Here is a 26,527-nt window from a genome sequence, read left to right on the forward strand (position 1 = left end):
GACCATCGCGACCCTGCGGAGTGCCTCATGCCTCGTCCCGAATCGTCGTTGTCGACCCTGGCCAGCCACGCGCCCGCGGACCTGGACGCGTACTGGATGCCGTTCACCGCCAACCGTCAGTTCAAGGCCTCCCCGCGCCTGCTGGTCCGCGCCGAGGGCATGTACTACCACGACGTCGACGACCGCGCGATCCTGGATGGCGCGGCCGGGCTGTGGTGCTGCAACGCAGGGCATGCGCGGCCGCGGATCGTGCAGGCGATCCAGCAGCAGGCCGCAACCTTGGATTTCGCGCCGCCTTTCCAGATGGGCTCACCGCTGCCCTTCGTGCTGGCCCAGCGCCTGACCGCGCTGGCGCCGGGCAGCTTGAACCATGCGTTCTTCACCAATTCCGGTTCCGAAGCGGTCGACACCGCGATGAAGATCGCGCTGGCCTACCACCGCCTGCGCGGCGAGGGCCACCGCACCCGCTTCATCGGCCGCGAGAAGGCGTATCACGGCGTCGGCTTCGGCGGCCTGTCGATCGGCGGCCTGCCCAACAACCGCAAGAGCTTCGGGCCGTTGCTGGCGGGCAGCGATTTCCTGCGTCATACGCTCGACCTGCAGCGCAATGCTTTCAGTGCCGGCCTGCCGCGCCACGGCCACGAGCTGGCCGAGGATCTGGAGCGGCTGATCGCTTTGCACGATGCGTCCACCATCGCGGCGGTGTTCGTCGAGCCGATCGCCGGCTCGGCCGGCGTGATCCTGCCGGCGCCGGGCTACCTGCAGCGCCTGCGCGAGATCTGCGACCAGCACGGCATTCTGCTGGTGTTCGATGAGGTCATCACCGGCTTCGGCCGGGTCGGCAATGCCTTCGCCGCGCAGCGCTTCGGGGTCACCCCGGATCTGCTGACCCTGGCCAAGGGCCTGACCAACGGCGCCGTGCCGATGGGCGCGGTGCTGGCCAGCGATGCGATCCATGGTGCCTTTATGCAGGGCCCGCCGGCCGCGATCGAGTTCTTCCATGGCTATACGTATTCCGGTCATCCGCTGGCCTGTGCGGCCGCCCTGGCTGCCCTGGATACCTACGCCGACGAGCATCTGTTCGAGCGTGCCCTCGAGCTGGGCGACTACTGGCAGCAACGGCTGCACAGCCTGCGCGGGCTGCCGCATGTGATCGACATCCGCAACTTCGGGCTGATCGGCGCGGTCGAGCTGATGCCGCGCAAGGATGCCCCGGGCGCCCGCGGCTACGAGGTGTTCGAGCGCTGCTTCCGCGACGGCCAGCTGCTGGTGCGCTGCACCGGCGATGTGATCGCACTGTCGCCGCCGCTGATCCTGGAGCGCAACCACATCGACCGCATCGTGGACGTGCTGGGCGAGATGATCCGCGCCACCGGCTGAGCCTGAATCCGTCGGCGACGACGGCGACCGCCGCGATCCTTACAATGGTCGGTCACGTTTCGCTCGCGTACCGGATTGCATGGACATTGTCGTCAAAGAAGAACTCAAGGCCTACATCGACCCGCTGACCCCGGACGAGCACGACGCCCTGGAGCGCAGCATCCTCGCCGAGGGCTGCCGCGATGCGCTGGTGCTGTGGGGCGAGGTGCTGGTGGACGGCCACAACCGCTACGGCATCTGCCAGAAGCACGGCCTGCCCTTCCAGACGATCCAGAACACCCGCTTCCAGTCGATGGACGACGTCCACCTGTGGATGATCGAGCAGCACCTGGGCCGCCGCAGCGTGTCCGATTTCCAGCGCGGCGTGCTGGCGCTGCGCAAGCGCGACATCCTGGCCGAGCGTCATCGCGCCGACCAGGCCCAGTTGCAGAAGGAAAGCGACGGCGAGATCAGCGGCCCGGCCGATGCCGGTGACGAGGACAGCCCGCCGTGGGCCGCCGCGCCGAAGGTCAGCCGCGCCGACATGGCCCGCGAAGCGCGCCTGAGCAGCAGCCAGGTGACGATGATCGAGCGCATCCACAAACAGGCCGCACCGGAGCTGGTGGAAGCGGTCAAGACCGGCGTGATCTCGATCAGCGCCGCAGCCGCCGTGGCCGACCTGCCCGAAGACGAACAGCGCGCCGCGGCCGCCGCCGGCAAGGACGAACTCAAGCAGGCCGCCAAGCGCGTGCGTGAGTCCAAGCGCAAGCCGCGCAAGCCGTCCCAGGAGGTGCTGCACAGCGCCGATGGCGATGCCGAAGTCGATCCGAGCCGCGCCGCCGAGATCGCCGACGCGCTCAACGCACTGGGCGAAGGCCCAGCCGAGCTGCGCCAGCGCATCATCGCGCTGACTCTGGAGAACGACACCCTGCGCCAGCAGCTGGCCGCGCTGCGCAGGCAGGTTGCGGACGTCTGAGGTAGTGCCGGCCGCTGGCCGGCAACGCGGATAACCTTCGGACGGGGCTACCTGGTTGCCGGCCAGCGGCCGGCACTACCTGTTGCTCATGCCGGGGTCGTTAAACTGCCTGGATGACGCCGATCTCCCCGCCCGACCCGCGCCGCGCCCAGCTGCGCCGCCTCAAACTGATCGCCTTGGCCATGCTGGTGGCGATGCTGGCCGGATTCGCGGTCAGTCACTGGCACGGCGAACGCGGCATCTGGGCCTGGGTCTCGGCCTTCTGCGAAGCCGCCGCGGTCGGCGCGCTGGCCGACTGGTTCGCGGTGGTCGCGCTGTTCCGTCGCCCGCTCGGCCTGCCGATCCCGCACACCGCCATCATCCCGCGCAGCAAGGACCGCATTGCCGACAGCCTGGCGCTGTTCGTGCGCGACCAGTTCCTGGAACCGCAGGCGCTGCTGGCGAGGCTGCAGGTGTTCGACCCGGCCAGCCGTCTCGGCAGCTGGCTCGCCGAGCCCGCACGCGCCCGCATGCTGGCCGACATGGCGCGCGGCTGGGCGCTGCAGGCGCTGGATTTCCTCGATGAGGCCGCGGTCCGGCGCAGCATCCAGGGCTTCGTGATCCAGCAGCTGCGACAGTGGAACGCAGCCGCCACCGCCGGTGAACTGCTCGGCCTGTTGACCGCCGACAACCGTCACCAGCGCGTGCTGGATGAAGGCCTGACCCGGATCAGCGAATGGCTGGGCAACGAGAAGGTCAAAGACCGGGCCTCCACCCTGATCGTGGGCTACATCCAGCGCGAGTGGCCCAAGCTCGCCAGCACGGTCAACTGGGTCAAACCGATCGACGAGATCGGCGACACCCTGGCCGAGCGCCTGGCGCACGCGGTGCTGGAAGAACTGCAGCAGATCCTGGCCCAGCCCGAGCATCCGCTGCGCCGCGATTACGAAACCTGGCTGAGCGACTACATCCAGCGGCTGCGCGAAGACCCGGCCCTGGCCGAGAAGGTCGAGCAGCTCAAGCAGCAGGTGATCGACCACCCGGCCGTGCAGGAGTACGTGCAGGGCCTGTGGGCGCGCATCCACGCCAGCCTGCGTGCCGACCTGGCCAGCGAGGACTCCGCGCTCGCCGGCCATCTGCGCCGCAGCCTGGCCTCCGTGGGTGAGGCGCTGCAGGCCGACCCGTCGCTGCGCGAGGCGCTCAACCAGCACCTGATGGACGGTGCCGAGCGCCTGACCACCCGGCTGCGCAGCGGCGTGACCGAGCACATCGCACAGACGGTCAAGAGCTGGGACGAACGCCACCTGGTCGAGCAGCTGGAACTAAGCGTCGGCCGCGACCTGCAGTTCATCCGCTTCAACGGCACCCTGGTGGGGGGCCTGATCGGCGTGATCCTGCACGCGCTGACGGTGTGGTTCCACTGGTAGCCCGACCCGCGTCGAGCCCGCCGCCGGACGCTGGCGAGGACGTCGCCAGCGCCGCCGGTGTGATCAGCCCGCGACCGCGCGTACCGCCGCCACCAGCGTGTCCATCTGCGCCGGCGTGCTGAAGATGCCCGGCGTCACCCGCAGGCAGGCGCCGGAGGCCAACCCCTCGCGCGGCACCACGAACACGCCGGACTGCTTCACCATCCGCTGCGAGGTGGCGGTGTTGTCGCGCATCGTGGTCTGCCCGCGCAGCCGGAACGAGGTGATCGCACTGGACAACCGCGGGTCGTCCGAGCCCAGCAGCTGGATGCGCGCGTCGCCGCGCAATCCGTCCATCCACTGAGTGCGCAGGCGCAGCAGGCGCGCCCGCTTGTTGGCCACGCCGATGCGCTCGTGCAGGTCCAGTGCGACCGGCAGTGCCATGTACGCCGCGAAGTTGACCGTACCGGTGTGCACGCGGGTGCGGATGTCGTCGTGGTCCTGCTCGCCCATGTACGGATCCAGATCGCGCACCCGTCCGCGGCGGACATACACCGCGCCGACACCGACCGGCGCGCCGATCCACTTGTGCAGGTTGATCCCGATGAAATCCACGCCCAGCGCGCGCAGCGGCGTATCCACCTGGCCGATGCCATGCGCCGCATCGAGCACCACCTCCACGCCGGCCGCCCGGGCCAGCGCAGCGATCTCGGCCACTGGCAGCAGCATCCCGTTGCGATGGTTGACGTGGGTCAGCAGGAGCAGGCGCACGCGCGGGTTGGCGGCCAGCGCGCGGCGGTAGGTCTCCACGATGCTGTCATGGTCGAACGGCTCGGGCAGCGTGATCGCCACCGGCTGCACGCCGCGCCGCGCCTGCAGCCATTGCATCGCGCTGATCATGCTGTCGTAGTCGGTGTCCGCGTACATCACCGCATCGCCCGGTGACAGCCCGCGGTAGCTGCCGATCAGCACCTGCATCGCCTCGGTGGCGCCACGGGTGAGCACGATCTCCTCGGTCTCCACACCCAGCACCTGCGCCAGGCGCACGCGGGCCTGCTCGAACAGCGGCGGGAACGCCAGCCGCCCGAACCAGGCGTTGCCGGCATTCACCGTGGCAGTGGCCTGCTGGTAGGCCTGCAGCACCGGGCGCGCCATCGCGCCCCAGTAGCCGTTGTCCAGCATCACGATCTCGTCGGTGAGGTCGTACAGCGCGCGGACCTGGGCCCACCAGGTTTCGTCGGCGGCAAGCTCTGTGGGCGTACGCGTGCCCACTGCCGGCAGCGCCATCGGTTCAGCACCCATGGCGGTCGTGCCGGAAAGTACCGTGGCGACCGGCAGGGCCAGTGCGCCACGCAGCAGAGAGCGTCGTTGCCGGTCCATCAGTAACGGATCCGATATTCGGCGTAGAGGTTGCGGCCGTCGGTGTCATACGGCGCGTTCCGCGAATAGACCAGGCCGCGGCTGGCCTGGAAGCTGGCCTCGTCCGGGTAGCGGTCGAACAGGTTGTCCGCGCCGATCCGCAGCGTCTGCTGCTCGGTGACGTTCCAGCTGACCGCCAGATCGACGAAGCTCATCGCCCCGAAGCGCTGGAAGATGTCGCCGGTGGCATTGCCCGAAGAGTCTGTCCATGCCCCGTAGTATCGCAGCTTGCCGAGCACGCTGAAGCGTCCCCACGCGTAGGTGCTGCTGAGCGTGGCCTTCTGCCGTGGCAGGCGCTCTTCGAAGATGCGGCGCTGGCTTTCATTGGTGGCCACGCCGGTGGCACCGCTGTCCACCTGGGTCTGGTTGTAGTTGTAGCCCAGCGTGGTGCTCAGGCGCCCCGCGCCGAGTGCCGTGGTGTGGCTGGCGACCACATCGACACCGCGCGTGGTGGTGTCGAAATCGTTGGTGTAGAAGCTCACCGAGGTGTACGCCAGCGGGTTGGGCACGCCGGCCGGCACCGCGAACGAGGCCGACTGGCTGAAGCGGTCGGTGACCTTGATGTCGTACAGGTCCACCGAGCCGGAGAAGCCCAGGTCGTTCTTCCAGGTCAGGCCGAGTGAGGCGGTGCGCGACTGCTCCGGCTTGAGCGGCTGGGCACCGAGCTGGATCGCGAGCGGATCGCTGGGCGACAGGCGGCCGGTGGTGAACACCTGCAGGGTCACGGTATCCAGGCCCTGCTGGGTGCTCTGGGTGTAGAGCTGGCCCGGGGTCGGCGCACGGAAGCCGGTGGAGACCGAGCCGCGCACTGCCAGGTCCGGGGTGAACTCGAAGCGGCTGGAGAGCTTGCCGTCCACGCTTTCACCGAACGCGGAGAAGTGCTCGTAGCGGGTCGCCGCGCCGACCGTCCAGCGTGCCGTCAACGGCGCTTCGACATCGATGTAGGCCGCGCGGCTGCGCTGGCTCCAGCGCCCGGCATTGGCCGCGCTGAAACCCGGCGCACCATTGGCCCCACCGGCCAGGCCGGTCACCGCACCCGGGCCGATCGCGTACGACGCCGGATCACCGGCATCCACGCCGTAGGTTTCCTCGCGCGTCTCCGCGCCGAAGGCGATGTTGATCGGCGCGGACAACGCGCTGACCGGCAGCGAATACACGATATCCGCGTTGAGGTTCTTCTCTTCCTGCGAGAGGCGCCCAAGGTAGAACGAGGTGGGACTGTCGGGGCCGAGCGAGGCGTTGATCGAATTGCCCAGCGTGTAGTCGATGCGGTTGCGCCCGTAGGAGCCGCTTACATCCCAGCGCCAGCGCTCGCCCCAGTAGCCCCGCAGACCGAGCACGCCCTGCAGATCGTCCTGCTCGCTGCCGTACTTCGGGCTGAAGCCGATCGGGTACACGCTGCGTGCATCCCAGCCGGGGAACACGCGGCTGCGGTTGTAGACCGAGGCGGTGCCATCGGGATTGCGCCAGTTGAAATCGCTGACACCCTCGCTGTGCCCGTACAGACCGAAGCCGTAAAGGTCGACGCTGTCGTTCAAGGCCAGGGTGAGGTTGAAGCCGAAATGCCGGTTTTCCAGGTCCGGCTGGCCCCAGCGCTGCACCGGATCGGGCACGACCAGATCCGGATGCGCGTTCTGGAAGGCGATCGCATCGGCGCGCTGGCGGCTGCGCGAGGTGGCATCGGACTTGTCCCAATCGGCGAACAGCGACAGGCTGCCTTTGTCGCCCAATGCGAAGCCGTGGCGGCCGCCGATCTTGCGGCCCGTGCCATCGCCCTCGCTGTATTCGGAGAGTCCCAGCGACAGCTCACCCCCGACGCGGTCATCCAGGATGATGTTGATCACGCCGGCGATGGCATCCGAGCCGTACTGCGCCGACGCACCGTCGCGCAGCACTTCGATGCGCTGGATCGCATGCACCGGAATCTGGGCCAGGTCCGGGCCCTGCGCACCGCGTGCACCGAGCAGCGCAGAGCGGTGGAAGCGCCGGCCGTTGACCAGCACCAGGGTCTGGTCCGGCGAGAGGCCACGCAGCGTGGCCGGCCGCACGAACACCAGGCCATCGTTCATCGGCATGCGTTGCACCACGAACGACGGCACCAGCTGCGCCAGCACATCGTTGAGGTCGGACGATTCGATCGCCTGGATCTCTTCCTGCGAGAACACGTCCACCGGGGCCAGTGTGTCGAACTGCGTGCGGTTGCTGCCGCGCGTGCCGGTGACGATCATCGTGTCCAGGGTGGCGGGGGCCGCGGCATTCCCTGCCGGGGCGGCCTCGGCGCGCGCATCGGCGGCCGTGGCGAAAGTAAGGACGGACAGCACCGCAACAGCAAGGGCACAACGATTCACTGACGACTCCGCGAACGAACAGAGGGGGGATGCCGTGACGGCGTGTCACGACATCCTCACAGTCTGTTGACGCGATATTGCCCGGCCGTGACACACAGGCGACGGTCTTATCGCCCACCGGACGTACCCCAGCGCAGGGCGTTTACCCGGTCCCGACACGCCCTGATACTTGTCTAACTAAATGATAATGCCTATCATTCACCACTCGACTGTGCGCCTGGCCCATTGACGCACCGAGGCCCTGCGCTTTGCCGCGCAACGGTCCCGTGTACCTCGCATGACCCGTGGTTCCTCGCACTGCCTTCTGCCTTTGGCAGCGTCGCTGTGCGCGGACGCTGCCGATTCTCACACTGGAATTGCCATGTCCTGTTCGCCCGCCTCTCCGTCGTCCAGATCATCGTTGTTGGCGACTGCGCGTGTGGCTGCCTACGGAACGTGATGTTGAACCTGCGCTGGAAGCTCTGACACTGGCTCCAAGGGACCACTGCGACGCGCAGTGAACACGGCCACGGATGGCCACTATCATTCATCACCGGCTGCGGCCGGTGATGCCCGTTTCCCCGATCGATCAGCAGGTTTCCGTGGACAGCACGCCGAACGCCAGCGCCAGGTTCAACCGTCTTGGTTCTTTCTTCACCCGCCCCTGGCTGGGTGTGTTGTCACGCTCGCTCGCCGCGATCTTCGGCGGCTACGCACTGGCCGCCACCTGCTCGATGTTCTTCGCCGTCGCCCTGCCGATCGCGCGTGGCCAGGCCGTGCTGACCGGCATGCTGGTGGCGATCGTGCTGTGCGCCTGCGCGGCGTTGTGGGCGTTCGCCACCCGCACCGCCCTGCGCGCCTGGGTTGGCATCCTGGTTCCGACCGTGCTGTTCTGGGTGGGCACCCGCCTGCTGCAGGGGGCCGCATGAAGAATGGATTCCGCCAGTCGATGGCCTGGCTGCACACCTGGACCGGCCTGCTGGTCGGCTGGCTGCTGCTGCTGATTTTCATGGCCGGCACCGCCAGCTATTACCGCGAAGAGATCAGCCGCTGGATGCGCCCGGAGCTGCCGCGCAGCAACGTCACCGCCGACGTGGCCGCCGAACGTGCGCTGACCTTCCTGCAGCACAAGGCCCCGCAGGCCGAGAGCTGGAACGTCACCCTGCCCGACCCGCGCAACCCGGCGATGCGCATGTTCTGGCGCAACCCCGAATCGATGGTCAAGCCACCGGTGGAAGGCGAGCGCCGCCGGCGCGGCGGTGGCCGCTTCGGCGATGCCACCGTCGATCCGAACACCGGCGAGGAGATCGCCGCGCGCGAGACCCGCGGTGGCGACTTCTTCTACCGCCTGCATTTCGACCTGCACTACATCCCGGTGTACTGGGCGCGTTACCTGGTGGGGTTCTGCGCGATGTTCATGCTGGTGGCGATCATCACCGGCGTGATCACGCACAAGAAAATCTTCAAGGACTTCTTCACCTTCCGTCCGGAAAAGGGCCTGCGTTCGTGGCTGGATTTCCACAACGTCAGCGCGGTGATGGCCCTGCCGTACCACGCGATGATCACCTACACCGGCATCGTCACCTTGATGTTCATGTACCTGCCGTGGGGCGTGAGCGTGGCCTACCCCAAGGATGAGGAGGCGTTCTTCAGCGAGGCCTTCGCGCGCCTGGCCGAGATCGAGACCCCCGCCGAGGGACGCGCCACGCCGCTGCCGATCCAGCAGCTGCTGGACAGCGCCCGCGCCGAATGGAAGGGCGCGGACGTGGCCGGCTTCACCCTGTACCACCCGGGCGCGGCCAACGCGATCGTGGACATCACCCAGCGCGATGGAAAGCGCCTGTCGGTGGATACGCCGTCGCTGCGTTTCAATGCCATCACCGGCCAGTTGATCGAGGCCAGCCCGGCCTCGGGCGGCGCGACCCAGACCCGCGGCGTGATGTACGGCCTGCACCTGGCCCGCTTCGCGGATTGGGGCCTGCGCGCCCTGTTCTTCCTGTCCGGGCTGATCGGCTGCCTGATGGTCGCCAGCGGCGTGGTCCTGTGGGCGGTCAAGGAGCGGCCCAAGCACGCCAAGTCCGGCAGGACCGGCTTCGGCCTGCGCCTGGTCGACGCGCTCAACATCGGCGCGGTGGCCGGCCTGCCGATCGCGTTCGCGACCTACTTCCTGGCCAACCGGCTGCTGCCCGTACACATGGCCGAGCGTTCCGATGCCGAGGTCAATGCCTTCTTCTATGCCTGGGCCGCTGCCTTGCTGGCCGGCTTCGTCTGGCCGAAGCGGATGATGTGGACCTGGCAGCTGTATCTGGGTGGCGTGCTGTTCGCCCTGATTCCGGTGGTCAACGCATTTACCACGCATGCGCATCTGGGCGTCACCCTGCGCACCGGTGACTGGGTGCTGGCCGGGTTCGACCTGAGCATGCTCGCCTTCGGCGCCATGCTGGCCTACTGCGGCCATCGCATGCAGCGCTGGCAGCCCCCGCTGAGCGCGGCCGAGAAGAAGCGTCGTCAGCAGGCCGCTGCTGCGGGGGCGACGGCATGATGCTGCTCGCGATCACGCTGACCTTCTCGGCATTCACGGCGTTGTCGTTGGCCATGGACAAGCACCAGCTGGACCTGCACGGCAAAGCCGGCGCCAGCCCATCGCGCATGCGGGTGTGGCGATGGGTGGGCTGGGCGCTGCTGACCGTCGCATTCGCACTGTGCGTGCTGGACCACGGCTGGGCGATCGGCCCGGTGCTGTGGCTGGGCGCGCTGACGATCAGCGGGGTGCTGATCGCGTTCGGGCTGTATCCGTACCGCCCGCGCTGGATCGCGCCGCTGGCATGGGCGTTGCCGGTGGTGGGGCTGGCGGTGGCGCTCATCGCGCGCTGAGGGAGCAGCCACGCATGGCGTGGCGCTACCTTCGGATCGATTCCTGCGGTGCGCCCGCCGCACTCTCGGGTGCGTCGCCGCATCGCGATCGCCGCTCAGGGCACCAGTGAGAACATGTGCGCGGCGACAGGACGTTCGTCGATGACCAGTCGGTTGCGCGCCACGCCCTCGCGCAGGGCGCCGGACTTCACCGCCACGCGTTCGCTGGCGAGGTTGCCCACGGCCACGACGATCTCCACCCGATGCAGGCCCAGCGGCCCGAATGCCTGGACGGCCAGCGCCTGCACGACGCGGGGCGCGACGCCCTGGCCGCGACACGCCTGCCGGACCCAGTAGCCCAGGTTGCAGAACCGGGGGTCGTTCTGGATCTTGTTGAGTCCCGCGCCGCCGACGAAGGCGGCGGTGTCACGGTCGAATACCCCGTACTCGCAGGCCGTGCCTGCCGCCCAGCCGTCCCGGCAGACCTGGAACCACTGCAGCGCCTGCTCGACGCTGTAGTCGACCGAGCTCCACGGCATCCAGCGCCGCATACCCTCGGCCGATTCACGCACCGCCGCTGCGAACGCGGCGGCGTCGGCATCCTCGAACGGCCGCAGCAGCAGCCCGTCGGCGTGGAGGTGGCTGTCGTCCATGTCAGCCCCTTCCCGTCAGGCGCCGTAGCGGCGCAGTTCCCACGCGCGGTGGATGCGCGGGTTGCGTTCGAAGTCGGCACCGATGGTCTCGGGCGAAATCTCCTTGCACTCCGCGAATTCCTTGATCGCTTCGTCGTCCAGCTTGAAGCGGCGGAAGTTGTTGGAGAAATACAGCACGCCTTCCGGGCTCAGGCGCGCCACGGCCGCGCGCAGCAGGCGCACGTGTTCGCGCTGGATGTCGAAATCATCGGCGCGGGCCGAGTTGGAGAACGTCGGCGGATCGCAGAAGATCACGTCGAAGCGGTGGCGCTCCGCCTCCAGCCACGCCAAGGCATCGGCCTGGATCAACTGGTGCTGGCTGCCGCCCTTGCCGTTCAAGGCCAGGTTGTCGGCGCACCACTGCAGGTAGGTACCGGACAGATCCACGCTGGTGGTGGTCGCGGCACCTGCCACGGCGGCCTGCACCGAGGCGACGCCGGTGTAGCAGAACAGGTTGAGGAAACGCTTGCCCTGGGCTTCCTGCGCCATGTGCCAGCGCAGCGGGCGATGGTCCAGGAACAGGCCGGTATCCAGATAGTCGAACAGGTTCACGCGCAGCAGGGCATCGTTCTCGCGCACCAGCACGAACTCGCCGCGCTGCTCGAAACGACCGTACTTGCTGCCGCCCTTGCCCCGCTCGCGCGACTTCAGCGCGACCTGCTCGGCCGGCACCTGGAAGACCTCGCGCGCGGCCGAGAGCAGCTCGTTGCGACGACGACGCACATCGACATCCGGGATGGTCGCCGGGGCCGCGTATTCCTGCACATGCAGGAAGGTACGGCGGGCACCGCCATCTTCTTCATACACGTCGATGGCGGCCGCGTACTCGGGCAGATCGGCATCGTAGACGCGGTAGCAGGTGATGCTCTCGCGCGTCCGCCACGTCTTGAACTTCTTGATGTTCTTGCGCAGGCGGTTGGCCACCATCTGCGCGCCTTCGCTGAGCTCGCGCGGCTGGCCGGTGTTCTCGCGCTGCGGCACCGCGATCGGGTCGCAGACGATCAGCGCGCACTCGATGGCGCCGTTGAACAACTGGTACTTCTTGTTGGCGCGCAGGCCGGTGGCGAAGGCCAGGTCGGCGCTGCCGCACAGCAGGCTGGCACGCCACTGCGGCACCGCGCGCTTGAGCGCGTCGCCGAGGCGGCGGTACAGCAGGGCGTCGGCGGCCAGGCGCTCGTCGTAGGGCGGGTTGCAGACCACGCAGCCGGTTTCCTGCAGCGGCACCTGGACATCGGCCACGTCGCGCACGCCGAACCAGATCGCGTGCGAGACGCCGGCGGTCTCGGCGTTTTCCTTGGCCGCGCGGATCGCATGCGGGTCGATGTCGCTGCCGTGGATGACCTGCTTGAGCGCGCCACGGCCGGCTTCTTCGCGCGTGCGCGCTTCGGCCATCAGGGTGTTCCAGCTCTCGCGGTCAAAGCCCAGCCAGCGGCTCGGCGGAATGCTGCCGTGGCGCTGCAGGCCCGGGGCGACGTCGGCGGCCATCAGCGCGCCTTCGATCAGCAGCGTGCCGCTGCCGCACATCGGGTCGAGCAGGCCACCGCCTTCACTGTGGATCTTCGGCCAGTTGGCGCGCAGCAGCACGGCAGCGGCCAGGTTTTCCTTCAGCGGCGCCTCGTTCTGCGCCATGCGCCAGCCGCGGCGATGCATCGGGCCGCCGCCCAGATCGATCGAGATCGTGGCCCGGCCCTTGCGCAGCGACAGGTTGATGCGCACGTCCGGGAACTCCACGTTCACCGACGGCCGTTCCAGGCCCTGCGCGCGCAGGCTGTCGACCACGCCATCCTTGACCCGCTGCGCGGCGAAGCGCGCGTGGGTGATCTCGGTACCGGACACGTGTGCGTCCACCGACAGGGTCAGCTCGGGGCTGATGTGCTGCTCCCACGCCATCGCCGACACGCCCTGGTAGAGCGAGCCCTCGTCCGGGCACTCGAACTCGGCCAGCGGCCACAGCACCCGGCTGGCCAGGCGAGACCACAGCACCACGCGCTGTGCCTGCGCCAGCTCGCCCTCGGCGTTGACGCCGGAAATGGTGGCGGTGGCCTTGTCCAGGCCGAGCGCCAACAGTTCGTCGGCGAGCAGATACTCCAGGCCCTTGGCGCAGGAAACAAAGAATTTCACGGAATCGGTATCGCAGGTCAGCGGAGAGGGGGTGCCCACGGGCACGGCAAGCAGCCGGGCACGGAGCCCGGGTGGCCATTGTACGTGACGTGGGCGGGATCGCCCGGTTACAGCGAAGCCAGCAGTTCCTCGAACGCCCGGCTCGAGGCCTCGACGTGGTCGGTCAGCCGGTGCCCGTCATCCACCATCAGCAGCCGCGCCGAACGGGCCTGGGCCCAGGCGATCACCTCGCCCGGCGGGATCAGCTCGTCGTGCCAGGCATGCACCACGCTGGTCGGCACGCGGGCCGCGTCCAGGGCTGGCATCGGCCCCATCCGGGTCGGCGGCACCATCAGGAACAGGCCACGGACCGGTACCTGCAGCGAGGCGATGGCCGAAATGTAGGACCCCAGGCTGGAGCCGGCCAGCACCACCGGGCCCTCGGCGGCACGGGCGGCGGCGACGGTGACCAGGCGCTGCAGGCGGGCGCGCACGTCGCCCAGGCTGCTGACCTCGCGCTGGGCGTCCAGGTCGGTGTAGTCGGGGCGCTCGTGGGTCCAGCCCAGGCGTTCGGCCACGTCCGCCAGGGCGGTCACCTTGATCGCGTCGGGGCCGCTTTCAAAGCCGTGGGAGAGGATGCAGTGGCCGCGGCTCATGCGCGTACCGCGTAGGAATCGATAGGAGCGTTCATGCCCAAATGCTAGCATCGCCGCATGCCCGACCGCGCCCCGCCCGCCATCGAAGCACAGCCCCTGCCCTACCAGGACAGGCTGCTGCCGCGCACGCACGACGAGATCGATCTGGTGGTCATCCACTGCACCGAACTGCCCGACCTGGCGATGGCACGCGCCTACGGCGAACGCGTGCTGTATGAGAGCGGCACCGGCAACAGCGGCCACTACTACATCGACCGCGACGGGCGCATCGTCCAGTACGTGACGCTGGACCGCGTCGCGCATCAGGTCAGCGGCTTCAATCCGCGCTCGATCGGCATCGAGCTGGTCAACACCGGGCGTTACCCGCACTGGTGGGATTCCCGCCACCAGGCGATGGACGAGCCCTACCCCGATGTGCAGATCGCGGCCCTGATCGATCTGCTGCAGCATCTGTGCGGGACGCTGCCGTCGCTGACACATATCGCCGGCCATGAATGGCTGGATACGCGCGAGGAAGTGGCCAGCGATGATCCGGAGCGGCGCGTGCCGCGCAAGCGCGATCCCGGTCCGTTGTTCCCGTGGCCGCGCGTGCTGGCGGCAGTGCCGTTGCAGGAACTGCGTGGGTGATGGTCAGCCGGTGGCGACAGGACGCGAAGGGTCGCTGACCCAGCCGCTCCACGAATCCGCATAGATCCGCGCACCTTCCAGGCCCGCGACGTCCATCGCCAGCAGCAGGTGGCAGGCGGTGACGCCGGAGCCGCACATCAACACTACCTGCTCCGGTGCGTGGGTGCCGATCAGCGGCTGCAGCGCTGCACGCAGGTCGTCCGCAGGGCGCAACCGCCCGTCATGCACGTTCAACGCGAAAGGACGATTCACCGCGCCGGGCACGTGGCCGGCGACCGGATCCAACGGTTCCACTTCACCACGGAAGCGTTCACCGGCCCGCGCATCGATCAGCCAGCCCGGTGCGTGCTTCAGTCGCGCCTGCACCTCCTCCACCGAGGCGATCCGGCTGCGGTCGAAACGACCGGGGTACGGCGGCAACGGGGACACCTGCGGCAGCTCGGCAGTCACCGGCAGGCCAGCCGCCTGCCAAGCGGCGAAGCCACCATCGAGCACCTGCACGTGCGCATGTCCGATCAGCCGCAGCAGCCACCACAGGCGCGCGGCGGCCATGCTGCCGTCGCCGGCGTCGTAGACCACGACCCGGGTCTGCGGCCCGATGCCCCACTCGCCCAGGCGCGCAGCGAATGCATCGCTGTCCGGCAGCGGGTGCCGGCCATGGCCGGTGCGGCCAAGATCGGACAGATCCCGGTTGAGATCGGCGTACAGCGCACCGGGCAGATGCCCCTGTGCATACAGCTGCGCGCCGGACTGCGGGTCAGCGAGCGAGAACCGCGCATCCACCACCTTCAGCGGCGGTGCGGCACTGGCCGTCGCCCGTGCATCCATCAGGCGCGTGGCGCCCTCCTCCAGGGCTGTTGCGAGGGCGGTGACATCGATCAGTGGCGTGGTCATGCGGACTGCTCCAGGCGGCGACGCAGGTTGTAGAGAATGGCGGCGGTCGCGCCCCAGATCCGCTGCCCGGGCCAGCCGTATTCGAGCACGTGGCGGATGCGCCCGCGGTGGTCGATCTCGACGTGGTGCAGGTTGGCCGGATCCATCAGGTAGGACAGCGGCACTTCGAAGACTTCCGCGACCTCCCCCGGTTCGGGTACGGCCACGAACGCGGGATCGATCACCGCCACCACCGGCATGACCCGATAGCCGGTGATGGTCACGAACGGATCGAGATACCCGAGCACCTGCACCTGGTCGTGCTTGAGCGCGATTTCCTCGTCGCTCTCGCGGATCGCGGCGGCCACGGCGTCACGGTCGTCCGACTCCATGCGGCCGCCGGGGAAGCCGACCTGCCCCCCATGGTGGCGCAGCGTGTCGGTACGCCGGGTCAGCAGCACCTGGGCGCCACCCTCGCGCGGAATGATGCCCGCCAGCACGGCCGCCTCGACCGGCGGGCCGGGCGGCAGAAGATCGATGAGTTCGCTGCGGTTCCAGCCATCGCCCTGCGGCGGCTGGTCCAGCGGATGCAGCGCGCGCAGCAGGCGTTCGTGCTCGGCCAGCGAACCGCGCAGCGATTGACGCAGTTGTTCGCGCAGGGGCAGCGTGTGCTGCATGACGTGATGCTGTTCGGGTCGGCTCATGGTTCGCCAGCGGGTGATCTCATCCACGGTGCGCAGGCAGCCCGTGCAGATACCGGCGCGATCCAGTGCGCAGATTCCGATGCAGGGAGTGGGCGCGGCATGCGGGGATTCTTCCATCGATTGGACCGCTCAACAGTAGCGCGAATGCACGGAAACGAAAAACGCGCCGGTGTTTCCACCGGCGCGTTCTTGGTGTTGCAGAAATTACTTGACGCTGACGAGCTTGATTTCGAACTGCACCGCAACGTTCGGCGGGAACGGCGTGCGCGGATCGGCGCCATAGGCCTGCTCCGGCGGCAGCGTCACTTCCCACTTGGAGCCGGCCGGCATCTGCAGCAGCGCTTCACGCATGGCCTTCATTTCGACTTCGCTGACCTTGATGCCCGGGATCTGCTGGGCCGGGCGCGCTTCGGCCGGACGGGTGCCGAACGGATACGGACCGGCCACTTCCAGCTGCACGGTGCTGGCCTGGGTCGGCTTGGCACCCTTGCCTGCTTCGATCACGCGGTACTGCACGCCGCTCGGAAGCGACTGCACGCCGGCCTTGGCCTTGTTGGCGGCCAGGAACTGGGTGCTCTTGGTCTTGTTCTCGGCGGCAGCCTTGTCGTACTCGGCCTTGGCGGCCTGCGCACGACCCTGCTCACGCTTCTGGAAGGCTTCGACGGCGGGCTTCAACTGCTCGGCCGTGATCGACGGCTGCTTCTTGGCGTAGGCATCCTGCAGGCCCTTCACCACCGAGTTGATGTCCAGCTGCTCGCCGCGTGCGGTGAGTTCAGCCAGGTTGTTACCGTAGTCGTAACCGAAGTAATAGCTCAGCTTGCCCTTTTCGGACGAGGTGTCCTGGGCGAAGGCATTGCCCGTCAGGGCCAGGGCCGCGACGGCGACCGCGATAGAACGCAACTTCATCAAACTTTTCTCCAGGGGTGGTAACTCAGGACGCGTTGGGCCGCCCTGAGGCGACGGGTTAGGATAGCCGCCGCAACGTTGAACCGCCACTAACGACGGAGGCTCTGACCTGACTTCGTTTCAAGAGTTCAACATCACTATTTTTTAACGTTTTCAGGAGTCCTGCCGTGGCCGACGCTTCTATCGCGATTATGGACGAGGGTGCCGTACGCACCGTGACGGTCAACCGCCCGGACAAGCTCAACGCCCTCGACCGGGCCACACTGGAAGCCCTGGATGCCGCCTTCGCCGCGGCGGCCGCCGATCCGCAGGTGCGGGTGGTGGTGCTGACCGGCGCCGGTCCCAAGGCGTTCGTCGCCGGGGCCGACATCGCCGAAATGAACAGCCTGAGCGCGGTTCAGGGTCGTGATTTCTCGCTCCTGGGCCAGGGCTTGATGCGGCGCATCGAGCGGATGCCCAAGCCGGTCATCGGCAAAATCAATGGATTCGCGCTGGGGGGCGGGCTGGAGCTGGCCATGGCCTGCCACCTGCGGGTGGCCGCCGAGACCGCGAAACTCGGCCAGCCGGAGATCAACCTGGGGCTGATCCCCGGCTTCGGTGGCAGCCAGCGCCTGCTGCGTCTGTGTGGCCGCGCCGCCGCGCTGGAGCTGTGCCTGCTCGGCGCCCCGATCACCGCCGCCCGCGCCGCGCAGTTGGGGATCGTCAACGAGGTCGTCCCGGCCGCCGATCTGGATGCCCGCGTCCACGCACTGGCGTCGCAACTGGCCTCGGCCGCGCCGCTGGCGCTGCGCGGCATCCTGGATGCCATCCACATCGGCGGCGAGTGCGCGCTGGGCGAAGGCCTGGAATACGAGAGCGCGCAGTTCGGCCTGATGTTCGCCACCGAGGACATGCGCGAAGGCACCAGCGCCTTCCTCGCGCGCCGCCCGCCGGTGTTCCAGAACCGCTGAGCCATGTCGCCTCCCGATACCGCTTCGCCGGCGCAGCTGCTGGCCCTCGTGCGTGACGATCAGTGGGACGCCGCGCTCGCCGCCGGCCTGATGGACTACATCCCGCAGCCGGGCGACGAGCACCTGCTGGCCGACCATCCCGATCTGCCACAGCGCCTCCAGCACGCACAGCAGCAGCTGCAGCGCGCCTGGGCTGCACGCGAACGCTACCGCCAACGCGCGCAGCGGCTCGCCCGCCGCGCCGCCGAACGGGAGGCGCGCCGCGCGCCGCCTCCCACACCCGACATCCAGAAACCCGCCCTGCCCTCGGCCGCCGCCGCGATTCTCGCGCGCGCCAAGGCGAAGGCCGCCGGGCGTTTTCCCTGATGGCCACGATGAAGAAGACCGCCGCACGCAGCGCGCGTATGCCCAAAGCCGATGTGATCGAGATGTTCACCCGCCTGCGCGAGCTCAACCCGCACCCCAGGACCGAACTGGAGTACAGCTCACCCTTCGAGCTGCTGGTGGCGGTGACGCTGTCGGCGCAGGCCACCGACGTCGGCGTCAACAAGGCCACGCGCAAGCTGTTTCCTGTTGCCAACACGCCGCAGGCGATCCTCGACCTCGGTGAGGAGGGCTTGAAGAAGTACATCGCCACCATCGGCCTGTACAACGCCAAGGCAAAGAACGTGATCGCCGCCTGCGCGATGCTGGTCAACCAGCACGGCGGCGAGGTGCCGCGCGATCGCGCCGCGCTCGAAGCATTACCCGGCGTTGGCCGCAAGACCGCCAACGTGGTGCTCAACACCGCGTTCGGTGAACCGGTGATGGCGGTCGACACGCACATCTTCCGCGTCTCCAACCGGACCGGCCTGGCGCCGGGCAAGGACGTGCGCGCGGTGGAGGACCTGCTGGTCAAGGTGATCCCCGCCGAGTTCCTGCTCGATGCGCATCACTGGCTGATCCTGCACGGCCGCTACGTGTGCAAGGCACGCAAGCCGGACTGCCCGCAATGCGTGATCCGCGACCTGTGCCGGTTCAAGGAGAAGACCGCCGCCTGAACGGGGGCGCGATTGCCATGTGGACGCAACCCGGCGGTCATCTCCGCCGGGCATAAATGGCAGCCCCTGACGCCGCTTGGGATACGGCAGATGACGGTTTGTCTGAAACTGTCACATTTACGCAATCTTCACTAATTAGCCTGCGCAGCATCTTCCCACCTGCCTGCAAGGCTCCTTCCATGAAACTGCATCGCCAACTTCTTACTGCGGCCGTGGTGGCTGCGCTGTTCGTTCCGGCCGCTCACGCTGAAGTGGCCATCGATGTGATCGGCGGTTCGGAAATCACGTTCGAGGGCCTGGTCCAGGCCGACGGCAACTGGTTCGACAACGATGTGACCGACCTCAATGGCGGCGACGCCGGCAACGGCAAGAACAGCGAGTTCGAGCTGCGCCGCGCCGAGCTGGTGCTCAAGGGCAAGGGCCCGGGCAACGTGGAATGGGTGGTGGGCTACGACGCCAAGGCCGACAAGTTCCTGGACACCAACCTGAAGTACAAGCTGGCCGGCAACGCCAACCACTTCGTGCAGTTCGGCCAGTTCAAGCAGCCCAACAGCCTGGAAGAACTGTCCAGCACCAAGAACAACGACTTCATCTCCAAGGCCACGGTCACCAATACCTATGCCGTGGCCCGCCGCCTCGGCGCGGCATACAGCATCGGCGATGCGAACTGGTCGGTCACCGCCAGCGCCTTCGGCCGCGAACTGACCCGCAACCTGGCCCACGGCAGCGGCTACGGCGCGCGTGGTACCTGGGCCCCGATCAATGACAAGGGCCAGGTCCTGCACTTCGGCCTGAGCTACGTCGACTACGACACCGATGCGGACACCCTGCGCGTGCGCGCCCGTCCGAACGCCGACCTGGCCACCGCGCGCCTGGTCGACAGCGGCAACCTGGTCGACACCGACCGGGTCAGCACGATCGGCGCCGAAGCGATGTACATCGGCGGCCCGTTCAAGGCCCAGGCCGAGTACTACACCAGCAAGGCCAAGCGTTACACCCGCGACAACTACAGCAGCGACGGCTACTACGTCAGCGGCCTGTGGAACATCACCGGCGAAACCTGGGGCTACAAGGGCGGCACCCCGACCACCGGCCTGCCGGACGAGCCGGGCCGCGGCATGTGGCAACTGGGCGCGCGTTACGACCACATGGACCTCAACGACGGCAACCTGTCGGCGAATCCGGTGGCCGGTCGCCCGCCGATCGTCGATGGCGTGCTCGGCGGCAAGATGGACATCTGGACCGTGGGCGTGAACTACTACTGGCGCTCCAACACCAAGTTCGCCCTGAACTACGTGATGGTGGACAGCAAGAAGTACAGCTCCACCGCCCGTACGTTCGTGAATGACGATCCGAACATCCTGGAAGCGCGCCTGCAGTTCTTCTGGTAAGCCCTGCAACACGCGTGTGACACAAAGGCGCAGCTTCGGCTGCGCCTTTTTTCGTGCCCGTGCGCGGGTATGCTGGGCGCCCTTTGCCCATGGATGGACCCCGATGCGTACCGCACTCCCGCTGTTGCTGGCCGTCGCGTGCAGTGCCGCCGCCCTGCCCGCCCACGCGCAGGACTGCCACGACGCCCAGGCCGCCGCGGAGGAGGCGTACGTGGTGCGGGCGGACGACGCACTGCCCGATCGCCCCGGCTACACCCGTGACACGGCCGCCAGCGTCTGCCGGCGCTGGCCGGCGCGCCCCGAGCTGACCCTGCTGGCCACGCCGGTCTGGCGCGACGGTGGCGACAACGACTCCCGCGATGGCGACGTGGAGGTGCTGGTGATCGATTCCGACACCCTCGCCACGCGCGCATGGACGGTGCTGCCCGGTGCACTCGACAGCGATGCGATTTTCTTCGACGGCATGCACCTGGATACCGCGCGCTACCAGCTCGCGCCGGACACCCTCGCGTTCGGCCTGCGCGTGCAGCGGCGCAATGGCTCCGGGCCCAATCCGTTCAGCGAAGAACAATTGCAACTGCTGGCGGTGCAGGCAGACACGCTGCGCACGCTCGGCCCACCGATGGTGCTGCGTCGTTTCCAGGCCGAGTGGGACACCCGCTGCGCCGGTGAATCCACCGACGTGACGCGCACCGTCGCGGTCGGCCCGCAAGGCAGGCACGGCCTGGCCGACCTCGTCCTGCGCGAACGCCGGGTCACCACGCACAGCTGGATGGACGGCGACACCTGCCGCGACCAGGACACGCCGGTGGAAGGCGAGCGCCATGTGCTGCGCTTCGACGGCCACCGCTACGCGGTCCCGAAGGTCCTGCAGCCGTTGTGACACCCCGCCCGGAAGGCGTGTCACGAGGTGGTCATATGACAGTCGCTGCGCTGTCATCGAACCGTTATGGAATGAGCACCGGGCGGGACACCCCGCACCTTCATCCATCCCAGGAGCCACCCCGTGATCCACGCCTTCAAGTCGCGCGCCGCCGTTGCCGTCCTCGCCGCGTCGTCCGTGTTCGCCGCCAATGCCGCCGATGTGACCGGCGCGGGCGCCTCGTTCATCTACCCGGTCATGTCCAAGTGGTCGGCCGACTACAGCACCGCGACCGGCAAGAAGGTCAACTACCAGTCCATCGGTTCCGGTGGCGGCATCGCCCAGATCAAGGCCGCGACCGTTGATTTCGGCTCCTCCGATGCCCCGCTGAAGCCGGAAGAACTGGCGGCAGCCGGCCTGGCCCAGTTCCCGTCGGTCATCGGCGGCGTGGTCCCGGTGATCAACGTGGCCGGCATCGCCCCGGGCGCGCTGAAGCTGGATGGCCCGACCCTGGGCAACATCTTCCTCGGCAAGATCAAGACCTGGAACGACCCGGCGATCGCCGCGCTGAACCCGGGCGTCAAGCTGCCGGACGGCAAGATCACCGTCGTGCACCGCTCGGACGGTTCGGGCACCACCTTCAACTTCGTCAACTACCTGTCCAAGGTCAACCCCGAGTGGAAGACCAAGGTCGGTGAAGGCACGTCGGTCCAGTGGCCGGTCGGCATCGGTGGCAAGGGCAATGAAGGCGTCGCCGCCTACGTGAAGCAGATCAAGGGTGGCATCGGCTACGTCGAACTGTCCTACGCGCTGCAGAACAAGATGTCCTACGCCGCGATGAAGAACGCCGCGGGCAAGATCGTGCTGCCCAGCGACACCTCGTTCGCCGCCGCTGCCGCCAGCGCCGACTGGGCCAGCGCGAAGGACTTCTACCTGGTCATGACCAACGCCCCGGGCGCCGATGCGTGGCCGATCACCGCGACCAACTTCATCCTGGTCCGCAAGCAGCCCAAGAACGTGGCCAACGCCAAGGCCACCCAGGAGTTCTTCCGCTGGATCTACAAGAGCGGCGATGCCCAGGCCAAGCAGCTCGACTACGTCCCGCTGCCGGACACCCTGGTCAAGCAGATCGAAACCTACTGGTCGCAGAACCTGAAGTATTGATCGATCGACGGGGTCACCACCCACGGTGGTGACCTACCGGTAGGTACCGACCGTTGGTCGGTACGCGTCGCCCCCGACGCAACCCACCGGACAGTGCAATGGCGCCGGAGGGTCCTCTCTCCCCCTTCCGGCGCCATCGGGCGCGGACCGCAAGGTTCCGCGCCTTTTTGTTGCCTGCCCCTGCAAGCCCGGCCCTTGTGCCGCAAGGCTTCGCGTGCGCCCGGTCACGGCGTCATCAAGCTGTAACAAAAACATCATTTCATAGTCGCGTCGCCGGAAAGACCGGCCTTTGTCCCGCTATGGAGTGACGCATGAAACTGCACACGGCCAGCATCGCCGCCCTTTCCCTCGCCATCGCGCTGGGTCTTTCCGCCTGCAAGCCGGGCACTGAAGGCCAGGCCGCCGCGCCGGCCACCGACGCGCCCGCCGCCGCTCCCGCCGCGGGCGACCGCCTCACCGCCGAGATTTCCGGCGCCGGTGCCTCCTTCATCTTCCCGCTGGTGTCCAAGTGGTCGGCCGACTACAACGCCGCCACCGGCGCCAAGATCAACTACCAGTCGATCGGCTCGGGTGGCGGCATCGCCCAGATCAAGGCCGGCACCGTTGATTTCGGTTCCTCCGACAAGCCGCTGAGCAGCGAAGAGCTGGCCCAGGCCGGCCTCGGCCAGTTCCCGTCGGCGATCGGCGGCGTGGTCCCGGTGGTCAACATCGACGGCCTGGAAGCCGGCAAGCTGCGCCTCAGCGGCGCCCTGCTGGCCGACATCTTCCTGGGCAAGGTCAAGACCTGGAACGACCCCGCCATCGTCGCCGCCAACCCGGGCGTCACACTGCCGGACGGCAAGATCACCCTGGTCCACCGTTCGGACGGTTCGGGCACCACCTTCAACTTCTCCAACTACCTGTCCAAGGTCAGCCCGGACTGGAAGAGCAAGGTCGGCGAAGGCACCTCGGTGCAGTGGCCGGACGGCGTGGGTGGCAAGGGCAATGAAGGCGTGGCGTCGTACGTGAAGCAGATCAAGGGCTCGATCGGCTACGTCGAACTGGCCTACGCGCTGCAGAACGGCATGCCGTATGCCTCGATGCAGAACGCCGCCGGCAACTGGGTGCAGCCGAGCGCGGAAACCTTCGCCGCTGCCGCCGCCAGCGCCGACTGGGCCAGCGCCAAGGACTTCAACCTGGTCATCACCAATGCCCCGGGCGACCAGGCATGGCCGATCACTGCCACCAACTTCATGCTGATGCACAAGCAGCCCAAGGATGCCCAGCGCAGCAAGGACACCCTGGCGTTCTTCAAGTGGGCCTTCGAGAAGGGCCAGGCCCAGGCCAACGAACTGCACTACGTGCCGCTGCCGGCCGAGCTGGTGACCCAGATCGAAGCGTACTGGACCAGCGAGTTCAAGTGAAAAAGGCAGGCCCGCGCCTGGCGCGGGCCTGACCGATCGTAGTGCCGGGCGCTGTCCGGCCGCACCACGCTCCGAACGTGATGCCGGGCAACGCCCGGCACTACCTCTTCTCTTTTCGGGCCCCCGCCTCAGCCATGAATGCCATCGCCCAGCCTGTTCCCGCACCGTCCCTCCGCGACCTGCGTGATGCCCGCAACGACACACTGTTCCGCTGGGTCCTGATCGCCACCGTCATCCTGGTGCTGGTCGCCCTGGCCTGCGCCGCGCTCTCGATGCTGTGGGGCGGCCGCCATGCCCTGCAGGAGCAGGGCCTGAGCTTCTTCTATTCGTCCGAATGGAATCCGGTCGAGAACAAGTTCGGTGCCCTCGCACCGATCTACGGCACCCTGGTCACCGCACTGATCGCGATGGTCATCGCCGTGCCGGTGAGCTTCGGTATCGCCTTCTTCCTGACCGAGGTCGCCCCGCGCTGGCTGCGCGGCCCGGTCGGTACCGCCATCGAACTGCTGGCCGGTATCCCCTCGATCATCTACGGCATGTGGGGCCTGTTCGTGCTGGTCCCGGTGATGACCGAGTACGTCACTCCGTTCCTCAACGATCACCTCGGCACGATGCCGATCATCGGCCCGTTGTTCCAGGGTCCGCCACTGGGCATCGGCGTGCTCACCGCCGGCTTCGTGCTGGCGATCATGGTGATCCCCTTCATCTCCTCGGTGATGCGCGAAGTGTTCCTCACCGTGCCGACCCGCCTGAAGGAATCGGCGTACGCGCTGGGCTCGACCAAGTGGGAAGTCAGCTGGGACATCGTCCTGCCCTACACCCGCTCGGCGGTGATCGGCGGCATCTTCCTCGGCCTCGGCCGCGCCCTGGGTGAAACCATGGCGGTGGCCTTCGTGATCGGCAACAGCGTGCGTCTGTCGCCCTCGCTGCTCGAGCCGGGCACCACGATTGCCGCGCTGATCGCCAACGACTTCGGCGAAGCCACCGAAACCTACCGCTCGGCGCTGCTGCTGCTCGGCTTCGTGCTGTTCATCGTGACCTTCGTGGTGCTGGCGATCGCCCGCCTGATGCTGATGCGCCTGGCCCGCAAGGAGGGCAACTGATGTCCACCGCCAACGCCCAACCGCTGTACCTGCGCCGCCGCATCGTCAACGTGGTCGCGCTGCTGATGTCCTGCCTGACCGCGCTGTTCGGCCTGTTCTTCCTCGGCTGGATCCTGTGGACGCTGGCCTCCAAGGGCCTGGCCGGGATCAACCTCGACCTGTTCACCAAGATGACACCGCCACCGATGCAGGACGGCGGCCTGGCCAATGCGTTCTTCGGCAGCGCCGTGATGTGCGGCCTGGCGATCGCGATCGGTACGCCGCTCGGCGTGCTGGCCGGCACCTGGCTGGCCGAGTACGGCAACTTCCGCAAGGCCGGCACGGTGGTCCGCTTCGTCAACGACATCCTGCTCTCGGCGCCGTCGATCGTGCTGGGCCTGTTCGTCTACACCCTGTACGTGATGCAGACCGGCGGCCAGTTCTCGGCCTTCGCCGGTGCGCTCTCGCTGGCCTTCATCGTGCTGCCGGTGGTGGTGCGTACCACCGATGAAATGCTGCGTCTGGTGCCGTCGCAGATGCGTGAAGCGGCCCTGTCGCTGGGCATCCCGCAGTGGAAGGTGACGGTGCAGGTGCTGTACCGCAGCGCCGCCGCCGGCATCGTCACCGGCATCCTGCTGGCGCTGGCCCGCATCTCCGGCGAAACCGCCCCGCTGCTGTTCACCGCCTTCGGCAACCAGTACTGGAACAGCAACGTCTTCCAGCCGATGGCCTCGGTCCCGGTGGTGATGAACCAGTTCGCCGGCAGCCCGTATGAATCCTGGCAGGTGCTGGCCTGGGCCGGCGCGCTGGTGCTGACCGTGTTCGTGCTGCTGGTCAGCCTTTCCGCGCGCGGCATCCTGCTGCGCAACCGTATCTCCCATGACTGACCTTTCCACGGACATCGCCATGAACGATCTCTCCAACGCCGTGCCGATGCAGCGCATCGTGGTCCCGGCCTCGCATGAAAGCCTGCAGACCCCGGCGCCGATCAAGCTGGCCGCACGCGGGCTGGATTTCTACTACGACAAGTTCCATGCGCTTAAGGGCATCGACCTGGAGATCCCGGAAAAGCGCGTCACCGCGCTGATCGGTCCCTCCGGCTGCGGCAAATCCACCCTGCTGCGCATCTTCAACCGCATCTACGCGCTGTACCCCAAGCTGGAAGCGCGCGGTGAAGTGCTGCTGGACGGGGAGAACATCCTCTCGCCGAAGTACCCGATGAACCGCCTGCGCAGCAAGGTCGGCATGGTGTTCCAGAAGCCGGTGCCGTTCCCGATGACCATCTTCGAGAACGTTGCCTACGGCATCCGCCACCACGAGAAGCTCTCCAAGTCGGAGATGACCGACCGCGTCGAGCAGGCCCTGCGCCAAGGCGCGCTGTGGGACGAGGTGAAGGACAAGCTCAACCAGAGCGCGCTGGGCCTGTCCGGTGGCCAGCAGCAGCGCCTGTGCATCGCCCGCGCCGTGGCCCTGCGCCCGGACGTGCTGCTGCTCGACGAGCCGACCTCCGCACTGGACCCGATCTCCACCAGCCGCATCGAGCAGCTGGTCGAGGAGCTCAAGCACGATTACACCATCGTGATCGTGACCCACAACATGCAGCAGGCCGCGCGCGTCTCCGATTACACCGCCTTCATGTACCTGGGCGACCTGATCGAACACGACCGCACCGAAGTGATCTTCTCGCAGCCCAACAAGCAGCAGACCGAGGATTACATCACCGGTCGTTTCGGTTGATCGGTGCTGTCCCCTCACCAA

25 protein-coding genes are annotated in these 26,527 nt (G+C 67.7%); 17 read left to right on the top strand and 8 right to left on the bottom strand.

Annotation, left to right across the window (positions count from 1 at the left end):
- The first annotated feature begins 27 nt into the window (after window positions 1-27).
- From HDC96_RS07135 to HDC96_RS07145, 3 genes are all read left to right on the top strand, one after another.
- Window positions 28-1,380 (top strand): aspartate aminotransferase family protein, encoded by a 1,353-nt coding sequence (locus tag HDC96_RS07135; RefSeq protein WP_179459319.1) that lies wholly within the window; start codon window positions 28-30, stop codon window positions 1,378-1,380.
- A 79-nt stretch (window positions 1,381-1,459) separates the two neighbouring features.
- Complete coding sequence (locus HDC96_RS07140; protein ID WP_179459320.1) at window positions 1,460-2,335, top strand: plasmid replication/partition related protein; 876 nt, start codon at window positions 1,460-1,462, stop codon at window positions 2,333-2,335.
- A 113-nt stretch (window positions 2,336-2,448) separates the two neighbouring features.
- Window positions 2,449-3,741, top strand: coding sequence for a DUF445 family protein (locus HDC96_RS07145; protein ID WP_179459321.1), 1,293 nt, complete (start codon window positions 2,449-2,451; stop codon window positions 3,739-3,741).
- Between the two features lie 63 nt (window positions 3,742-3,804).
- Here the strand turns inward: HDC96_RS07145 and HDC96_RS07150 are convergent, their stop codons facing one another.
- Together HDC96_RS07150 and HDC96_RS07155 are read right to left on the bottom strand one after the other, a co-directional pair.
- Window positions 3,805-5,100: an aminotransferase class V-fold PLP-dependent enzyme gene (locus tag HDC96_RS07150; protein WP_179459322.1), complete on the bottom strand. Its 1,296-nt coding sequence runs from the start codon at window positions 5,098-5,100 to the stop codon at window positions 3,805-3,807.
- Window positions 5,100-7,487 (bottom strand): TonB-dependent receptor, encoded by a 2,388-nt coding sequence (locus tag HDC96_RS07155; RefSeq protein ID WP_179459323.1) that lies wholly within the window; start codon window positions 7,485-7,487, stop codon window positions 5,100-5,102. The genes HDC96_RS07150 and HDC96_RS07155 overlap by 1 nt, the downstream gene beginning before the upstream one ends.
- Before the next feature lie 548 nt (window positions 7,488-8,035).
- On the opposite strand from HDC96_RS07155, the gene HDC96_RS07160 reads away from it, so the two are divergent.
- The 3 genes from HDC96_RS07160 to HDC96_RS07170 are packed head-to-tail and all read left to right on the top strand — an operon-like array spanning window position 8,036 to window position 10,340.
- Window positions 8,036-8,395, top strand: coding sequence for a DUF3649 domain-containing protein (locus tag HDC96_RS07160; protein WP_257018606.1), 360 nt, complete (start codon window positions 8,036-8,038; stop codon window positions 8,393-8,395).
- The gene (locus HDC96_RS07165; RefSeq protein WP_179459324.1) at window positions 8,392-10,008 is read left to right on the top strand and encodes a PepSY-associated TM helix domain-containing protein; all 1,617 of its coding nucleotides are present in this window, start codon (window positions 8,392-8,394) and stop codon (window positions 10,006-10,008) included. Before HDC96_RS07160 ends, HDC96_RS07165 begins: the two co-directional genes overlap by 4 nt.
- The gene (locus tag HDC96_RS07170; protein ID WP_179459325.1) at window positions 10,005-10,340 is read left to right on the top strand and encodes a DUF3325 domain-containing protein; all 336 of its coding nucleotides are present in this window, start codon (window positions 10,005-10,007) and stop codon (window positions 10,338-10,340) included. Before HDC96_RS07165 ends, HDC96_RS07170 begins: the two co-directional genes overlap by 4 nt.
- A gap of 95 nt (window positions 10,341-10,435) precedes the next feature.
- Here the strand turns inward: HDC96_RS07170 and HDC96_RS07175 are convergent, their stop codons facing one another.
- From HDC96_RS07175 to HDC96_RS07185, 3 genes are all read right to left on the bottom strand, one after another.
- The gene (locus HDC96_RS07175) at window positions 10,436-10,972 is read right to left on the bottom strand and encodes a GNAT family N-acetyltransferase (protein ID WP_179459326.1); all 537 of its coding nucleotides are present in this window, start codon (window positions 10,970-10,972) and stop codon (window positions 10,436-10,438) included.
- 15 nt (window positions 10,973-10,987) lie between these two features.
- The gene (gene rlmKL / locus HDC96_RS07180) at window positions 10,988-13,132 is read right to left on the bottom strand and encodes a bifunctional 23S rRNA (guanine(2069)-N(7))-methyltransferase RlmK/23S rRNA (guanine(2445)-N(2))-methyltransferase RlmL (protein WP_123729701.1); all 2,145 of its coding nucleotides are present in this window, start codon (window positions 13,130-13,132) and stop codon (window positions 10,988-10,990) included.
- A gap of 107 nt (window positions 13,133-13,239) precedes the next feature.
- Window positions 13,240-13,767, bottom strand: a complete 528-nt coding sequence (locus tag HDC96_RS07185) for a hypothetical protein (RefSeq protein WP_179459327.1) — start codon at window positions 13,765-13,767, stop codon at window positions 13,240-13,242.
- Window positions 13,768-13,824: 57 nt separating this feature from the next.
- Between HDC96_RS07185 and HDC96_RS07190 the strand changes: the two genes are divergently transcribed.
- Entirely contained in the window at window positions 13,825-14,394 is a 570-nt protein-coding gene (locus tag HDC96_RS07190) for an N-acetylmuramoyl-L-alanine amidase (RefSeq protein WP_179459328.1), read from the top strand.
- A gap of 3 nt (window positions 14,395-14,397) precedes the next feature.
- On the opposite strand, the gene HDC96_RS07195 is transcribed toward HDC96_RS07190, so the two are convergent.
- The 3 genes from HDC96_RS07195 to HDC96_RS07205 form a co-directional block, all read right to left on the bottom strand.
- Window positions 14,398-15,288: a sulfurtransferase gene (locus HDC96_RS07195; protein WP_179459329.1), complete on the bottom strand. Its 891-nt coding sequence runs from the start codon at window positions 15,286-15,288 to the stop codon at window positions 14,398-14,400.
- Window positions 15,285-16,088 (bottom strand): CoA pyrophosphatase, encoded by an 804-nt coding sequence (locus HDC96_RS07200; RefSeq protein ID WP_179459330.1) that lies wholly within the window; start codon window positions 16,086-16,088, stop codon window positions 15,285-15,287. Before HDC96_RS07200 ends, HDC96_RS07195 begins: the two co-directional genes overlap by 4 nt.
- An 87-nt stretch (window positions 16,089-16,175) precedes the next feature.
- The gene (locus HDC96_RS07205; protein ID WP_176989918.1) at window positions 16,176-16,877 is read right to left on the bottom strand and encodes an FKBP-type peptidyl-prolyl cis-trans isomerase; all 702 of its coding nucleotides are present in this window, start codon (window positions 16,875-16,877) and stop codon (window positions 16,176-16,178) included.
- A 167-nt stretch (window positions 16,878-17,044) separates the two neighbouring features.
- Here HDC96_RS07205 and HDC96_RS07210 point away from each other — a divergent pair, with 167 nt between their 5' ends.
- The 10 genes from HDC96_RS07210 to pstB all read left to right on the top strand — a co-directional run bounded on the left by HDC96_RS07210 (window position 17,045) and on the right by pstB (window position 26,506).
- A complete protein-coding gene (locus tag HDC96_RS07210; protein WP_179459331.1) occupies window positions 17,045-17,827 on the top strand; it encodes an enoyl-CoA hydratase-related protein in 783 nt (260 codons plus the stop codon).
- Between the two features lie 3 nt (window positions 17,828-17,830).
- Window positions 17,831-18,193, top strand: coding sequence for a hypothetical protein (locus HDC96_RS07215; RefSeq protein WP_179459332.1), 363 nt, complete (start codon window positions 17,831-17,833; stop codon window positions 18,191-18,193).
- Window positions 18,193-18,867, top strand: coding sequence for an endonuclease III (gene nth, locus HDC96_RS07220; protein ID WP_179459333.1), 675 nt, complete (start codon window positions 18,193-18,195; stop codon window positions 18,865-18,867). Before HDC96_RS07215 ends, nth begins: the two co-directional genes overlap by 1 nt.
- A 179-nt stretch (window positions 18,868-19,046) precedes the next feature.
- Window positions 19,047-20,258 (top strand): OprO/OprP family phosphate-selective porin, encoded by a 1,212-nt coding sequence (locus HDC96_RS07225; RefSeq protein ID WP_179459334.1) that lies wholly within the window; start codon window positions 19,047-19,049, stop codon window positions 20,256-20,258.
- Window positions 20,259-20,361: 103 nt separating this feature from the next.
- Window positions 20,362-21,141, top strand: coding sequence for a hypothetical protein (locus HDC96_RS07230; RefSeq protein WP_179459335.1), 780 nt, complete (start codon window positions 20,362-20,364; stop codon window positions 21,139-21,141).
- A 123-nt stretch (window positions 21,142-21,264) separates the two neighbouring features.
- Window positions 21,265-22,284, top strand: a complete 1,020-nt coding sequence (gene pstS, locus HDC96_RS07235) for a phosphate ABC transporter substrate-binding protein PstS (RefSeq protein ID WP_179459336.1) — start codon at window positions 21,265-21,267, stop codon at window positions 22,282-22,284.
- A 311-nt stretch (window positions 22,285-22,595) separates the two neighbouring features.
- Window positions 22,596-23,687 (top strand): phosphate ABC transporter substrate-binding protein PstS, encoded by a 1,092-nt coding sequence (gene pstS, locus HDC96_RS07240; protein ID WP_179459337.1) that lies wholly within the window; start codon window positions 22,596-22,598, stop codon window positions 23,685-23,687.
- Window positions 23,688-23,821: 134 nt separating this feature from the next.
- A complete protein-coding gene (pstC, locus tag HDC96_RS07245; protein ID WP_019185892.1) occupies window positions 23,822-24,790 on the top strand; it encodes a phosphate ABC transporter permease subunit PstC in 969 nt (322 codons plus the stop codon).
- Complete coding sequence (gene pstA, locus HDC96_RS07250) at window positions 24,790-25,656, top strand: phosphate ABC transporter permease PstA (protein ID WP_176989926.1); 867 nt, start codon at window positions 24,790-24,792, stop codon at window positions 25,654-25,656. Before pstC ends, pstA begins: the two co-directional genes overlap by 1 nt.
- Window positions 25,657-25,675: 19 nt before the next feature.
- Window positions 25,676-26,506, top strand: a complete 831-nt coding sequence (gene pstB, locus HDC96_RS07255) for a phosphate ABC transporter ATP-binding protein PstB (protein WP_179459644.1) — start codon at window positions 25,676-25,678, stop codon at window positions 26,504-26,506.
- The last annotated feature ends 21 nt before the right edge of the window (window positions 26,507-26,527 follow it).

The sequence above is a fragment of the Stenotrophomonas sp. JAI102 genome, assembly GCF_013409105.1.
Classification (GTDB): Bacteria; Pseudomonadota; Gammaproteobacteria; order Xanthomonadales; family Xanthomonadaceae; genus Stenotrophomonas; species Stenotrophomonas maltophilia_AA.

What these genes read in the sequence shown, in the direction of transcription:
- pstS (WP_179459337.1), top strand. Translation starts at nt 22,596, where the DNA reads ATGAAACTGCACACGGCCAGCATCGCCGCCCTTTCCCTCGCCATCGCG.
- HDC96_RS07175 (WP_179459326.1), bottom strand. Translation starts at nt 10,972, where the DNA reads ATGGACGACAGCCACCTCCACGCCGACGGGCTGCTGCTGCGGCCGTTC.
- HDC96_RS07145 (WP_179459321.1), top strand. Translation starts at nt 2,449, where the DNA reads ATGACGCCGATCTCCCCGCCCGACCCGCGCCGCGCCCAGCTGCGCCGC.
- pstA (WP_176989926.1), top strand. Translation starts at nt 24,790, where the DNA reads ATGTCCACCGCCAACGCCCAACCGCTGTACCTGCGCCGCCGCATCGTC.
- HDC96_RS07170 (WP_179459325.1), top strand. Translation starts at nt 10,005, where the DNA reads ATGATGCTGCTCGCGATCACGCTGACCTTCTCGGCATTCACGGCGTTG.
- HDC96_RS07135 (WP_179459319.1), top strand. Translation starts at nt 28, where the DNA reads ATGCCTCGTCCCGAATCGTCGTTGTCGACCCTGGCCAGCCACGCGCCC.
- HDC96_RS07200 (WP_179459330.1), bottom strand. Translation starts at nt 16,088, where the DNA reads ATGGAAGAATCCCCGCATGCCGCGCCCACTCCCTGCATCGGAATCTGC.
- HDC96_RS07195 (WP_179459329.1), bottom strand. Translation starts at nt 15,288, where the DNA reads ATGACCACGCCACTGATCGATGTCACCGCCCTCGCAACAGCCCTGGAG.
- pstB (WP_179459644.1), top strand. Translation starts at nt 25,676, where the DNA reads ATGAACGATCTCTCCAACGCCGTGCCGATGCAGCGCATCGTGGTCCCG.
- HDC96_RS07225 (WP_179459334.1), top strand. Translation starts at nt 19,047, where the DNA reads ATGAAACTGCATCGCCAACTTCTTACTGCGGCCGTGGTGGCTGCGCTG.
- HDC96_RS07140 (WP_179459320.1), top strand. Translation starts at nt 1,460, where the DNA reads ATGGACATTGTCGTCAAAGAAGAACTCAAGGCCTACATCGACCCGCTG.
- HDC96_RS07150 (WP_179459322.1), bottom strand. Translation starts at nt 5,100, where the DNA reads ATGGACCGGCAACGACGCTCTCTGCTGCGTGGCGCACTGGCCCTGCCG.
- HDC96_RS07205 (WP_176989918.1), bottom strand. Translation starts at nt 16,877, where the DNA reads ATGAAGTTGCGTTCTATCGCGGTCGCCGTCGCGGCCCTGGCCCTGACG.
- pstC (WP_019185892.1), top strand. Translation starts at nt 23,822, where the DNA reads ATGAATGCCATCGCCCAGCCTGTTCCCGCACCGTCCCTCCGCGACCTG.
- HDC96_RS07215 (WP_179459332.1), top strand. Translation starts at nt 17,831, where the DNA reads ATGTCGCCTCCCGATACCGCTTCGCCGGCGCAGCTGCTGGCCCTCGTG.
- HDC96_RS07165 (WP_179459324.1), top strand. Translation starts at nt 8,392, where the DNA reads ATGAAGAATGGATTCCGCCAGTCGATGGCCTGGCTGCACACCTGGACC.
- HDC96_RS07160 (WP_257018606.1), top strand. Translation starts at nt 8,036, where the DNA reads ATGCCCGTTTCCCCGATCGATCAGCAGGTTTCCGTGGACAGCACGCCG.
- HDC96_RS07230 (WP_179459335.1), top strand. Translation starts at nt 20,362, where the DNA reads ATGCGTACCGCACTCCCGCTGTTGCTGGCCGTCGCGTGCAGTGCCGCC.
- HDC96_RS07185 (WP_179459327.1), bottom strand. Translation starts at nt 13,767, where the DNA reads ATGAGCCGCGGCCACTGCATCCTCTCCCACGGCTTTGAAAGCGGCCCC.
- HDC96_RS07190 (WP_179459328.1), top strand. Translation starts at nt 13,825, where the DNA reads ATGCCCGACCGCGCCCCGCCCGCCATCGAAGCACAGCCCCTGCCCTAC.
- nth (WP_179459333.1), top strand. Translation starts at nt 18,193, where the DNA reads ATGGCCACGATGAAGAAGACCGCCGCACGCAGCGCGCGTATGCCCAAA.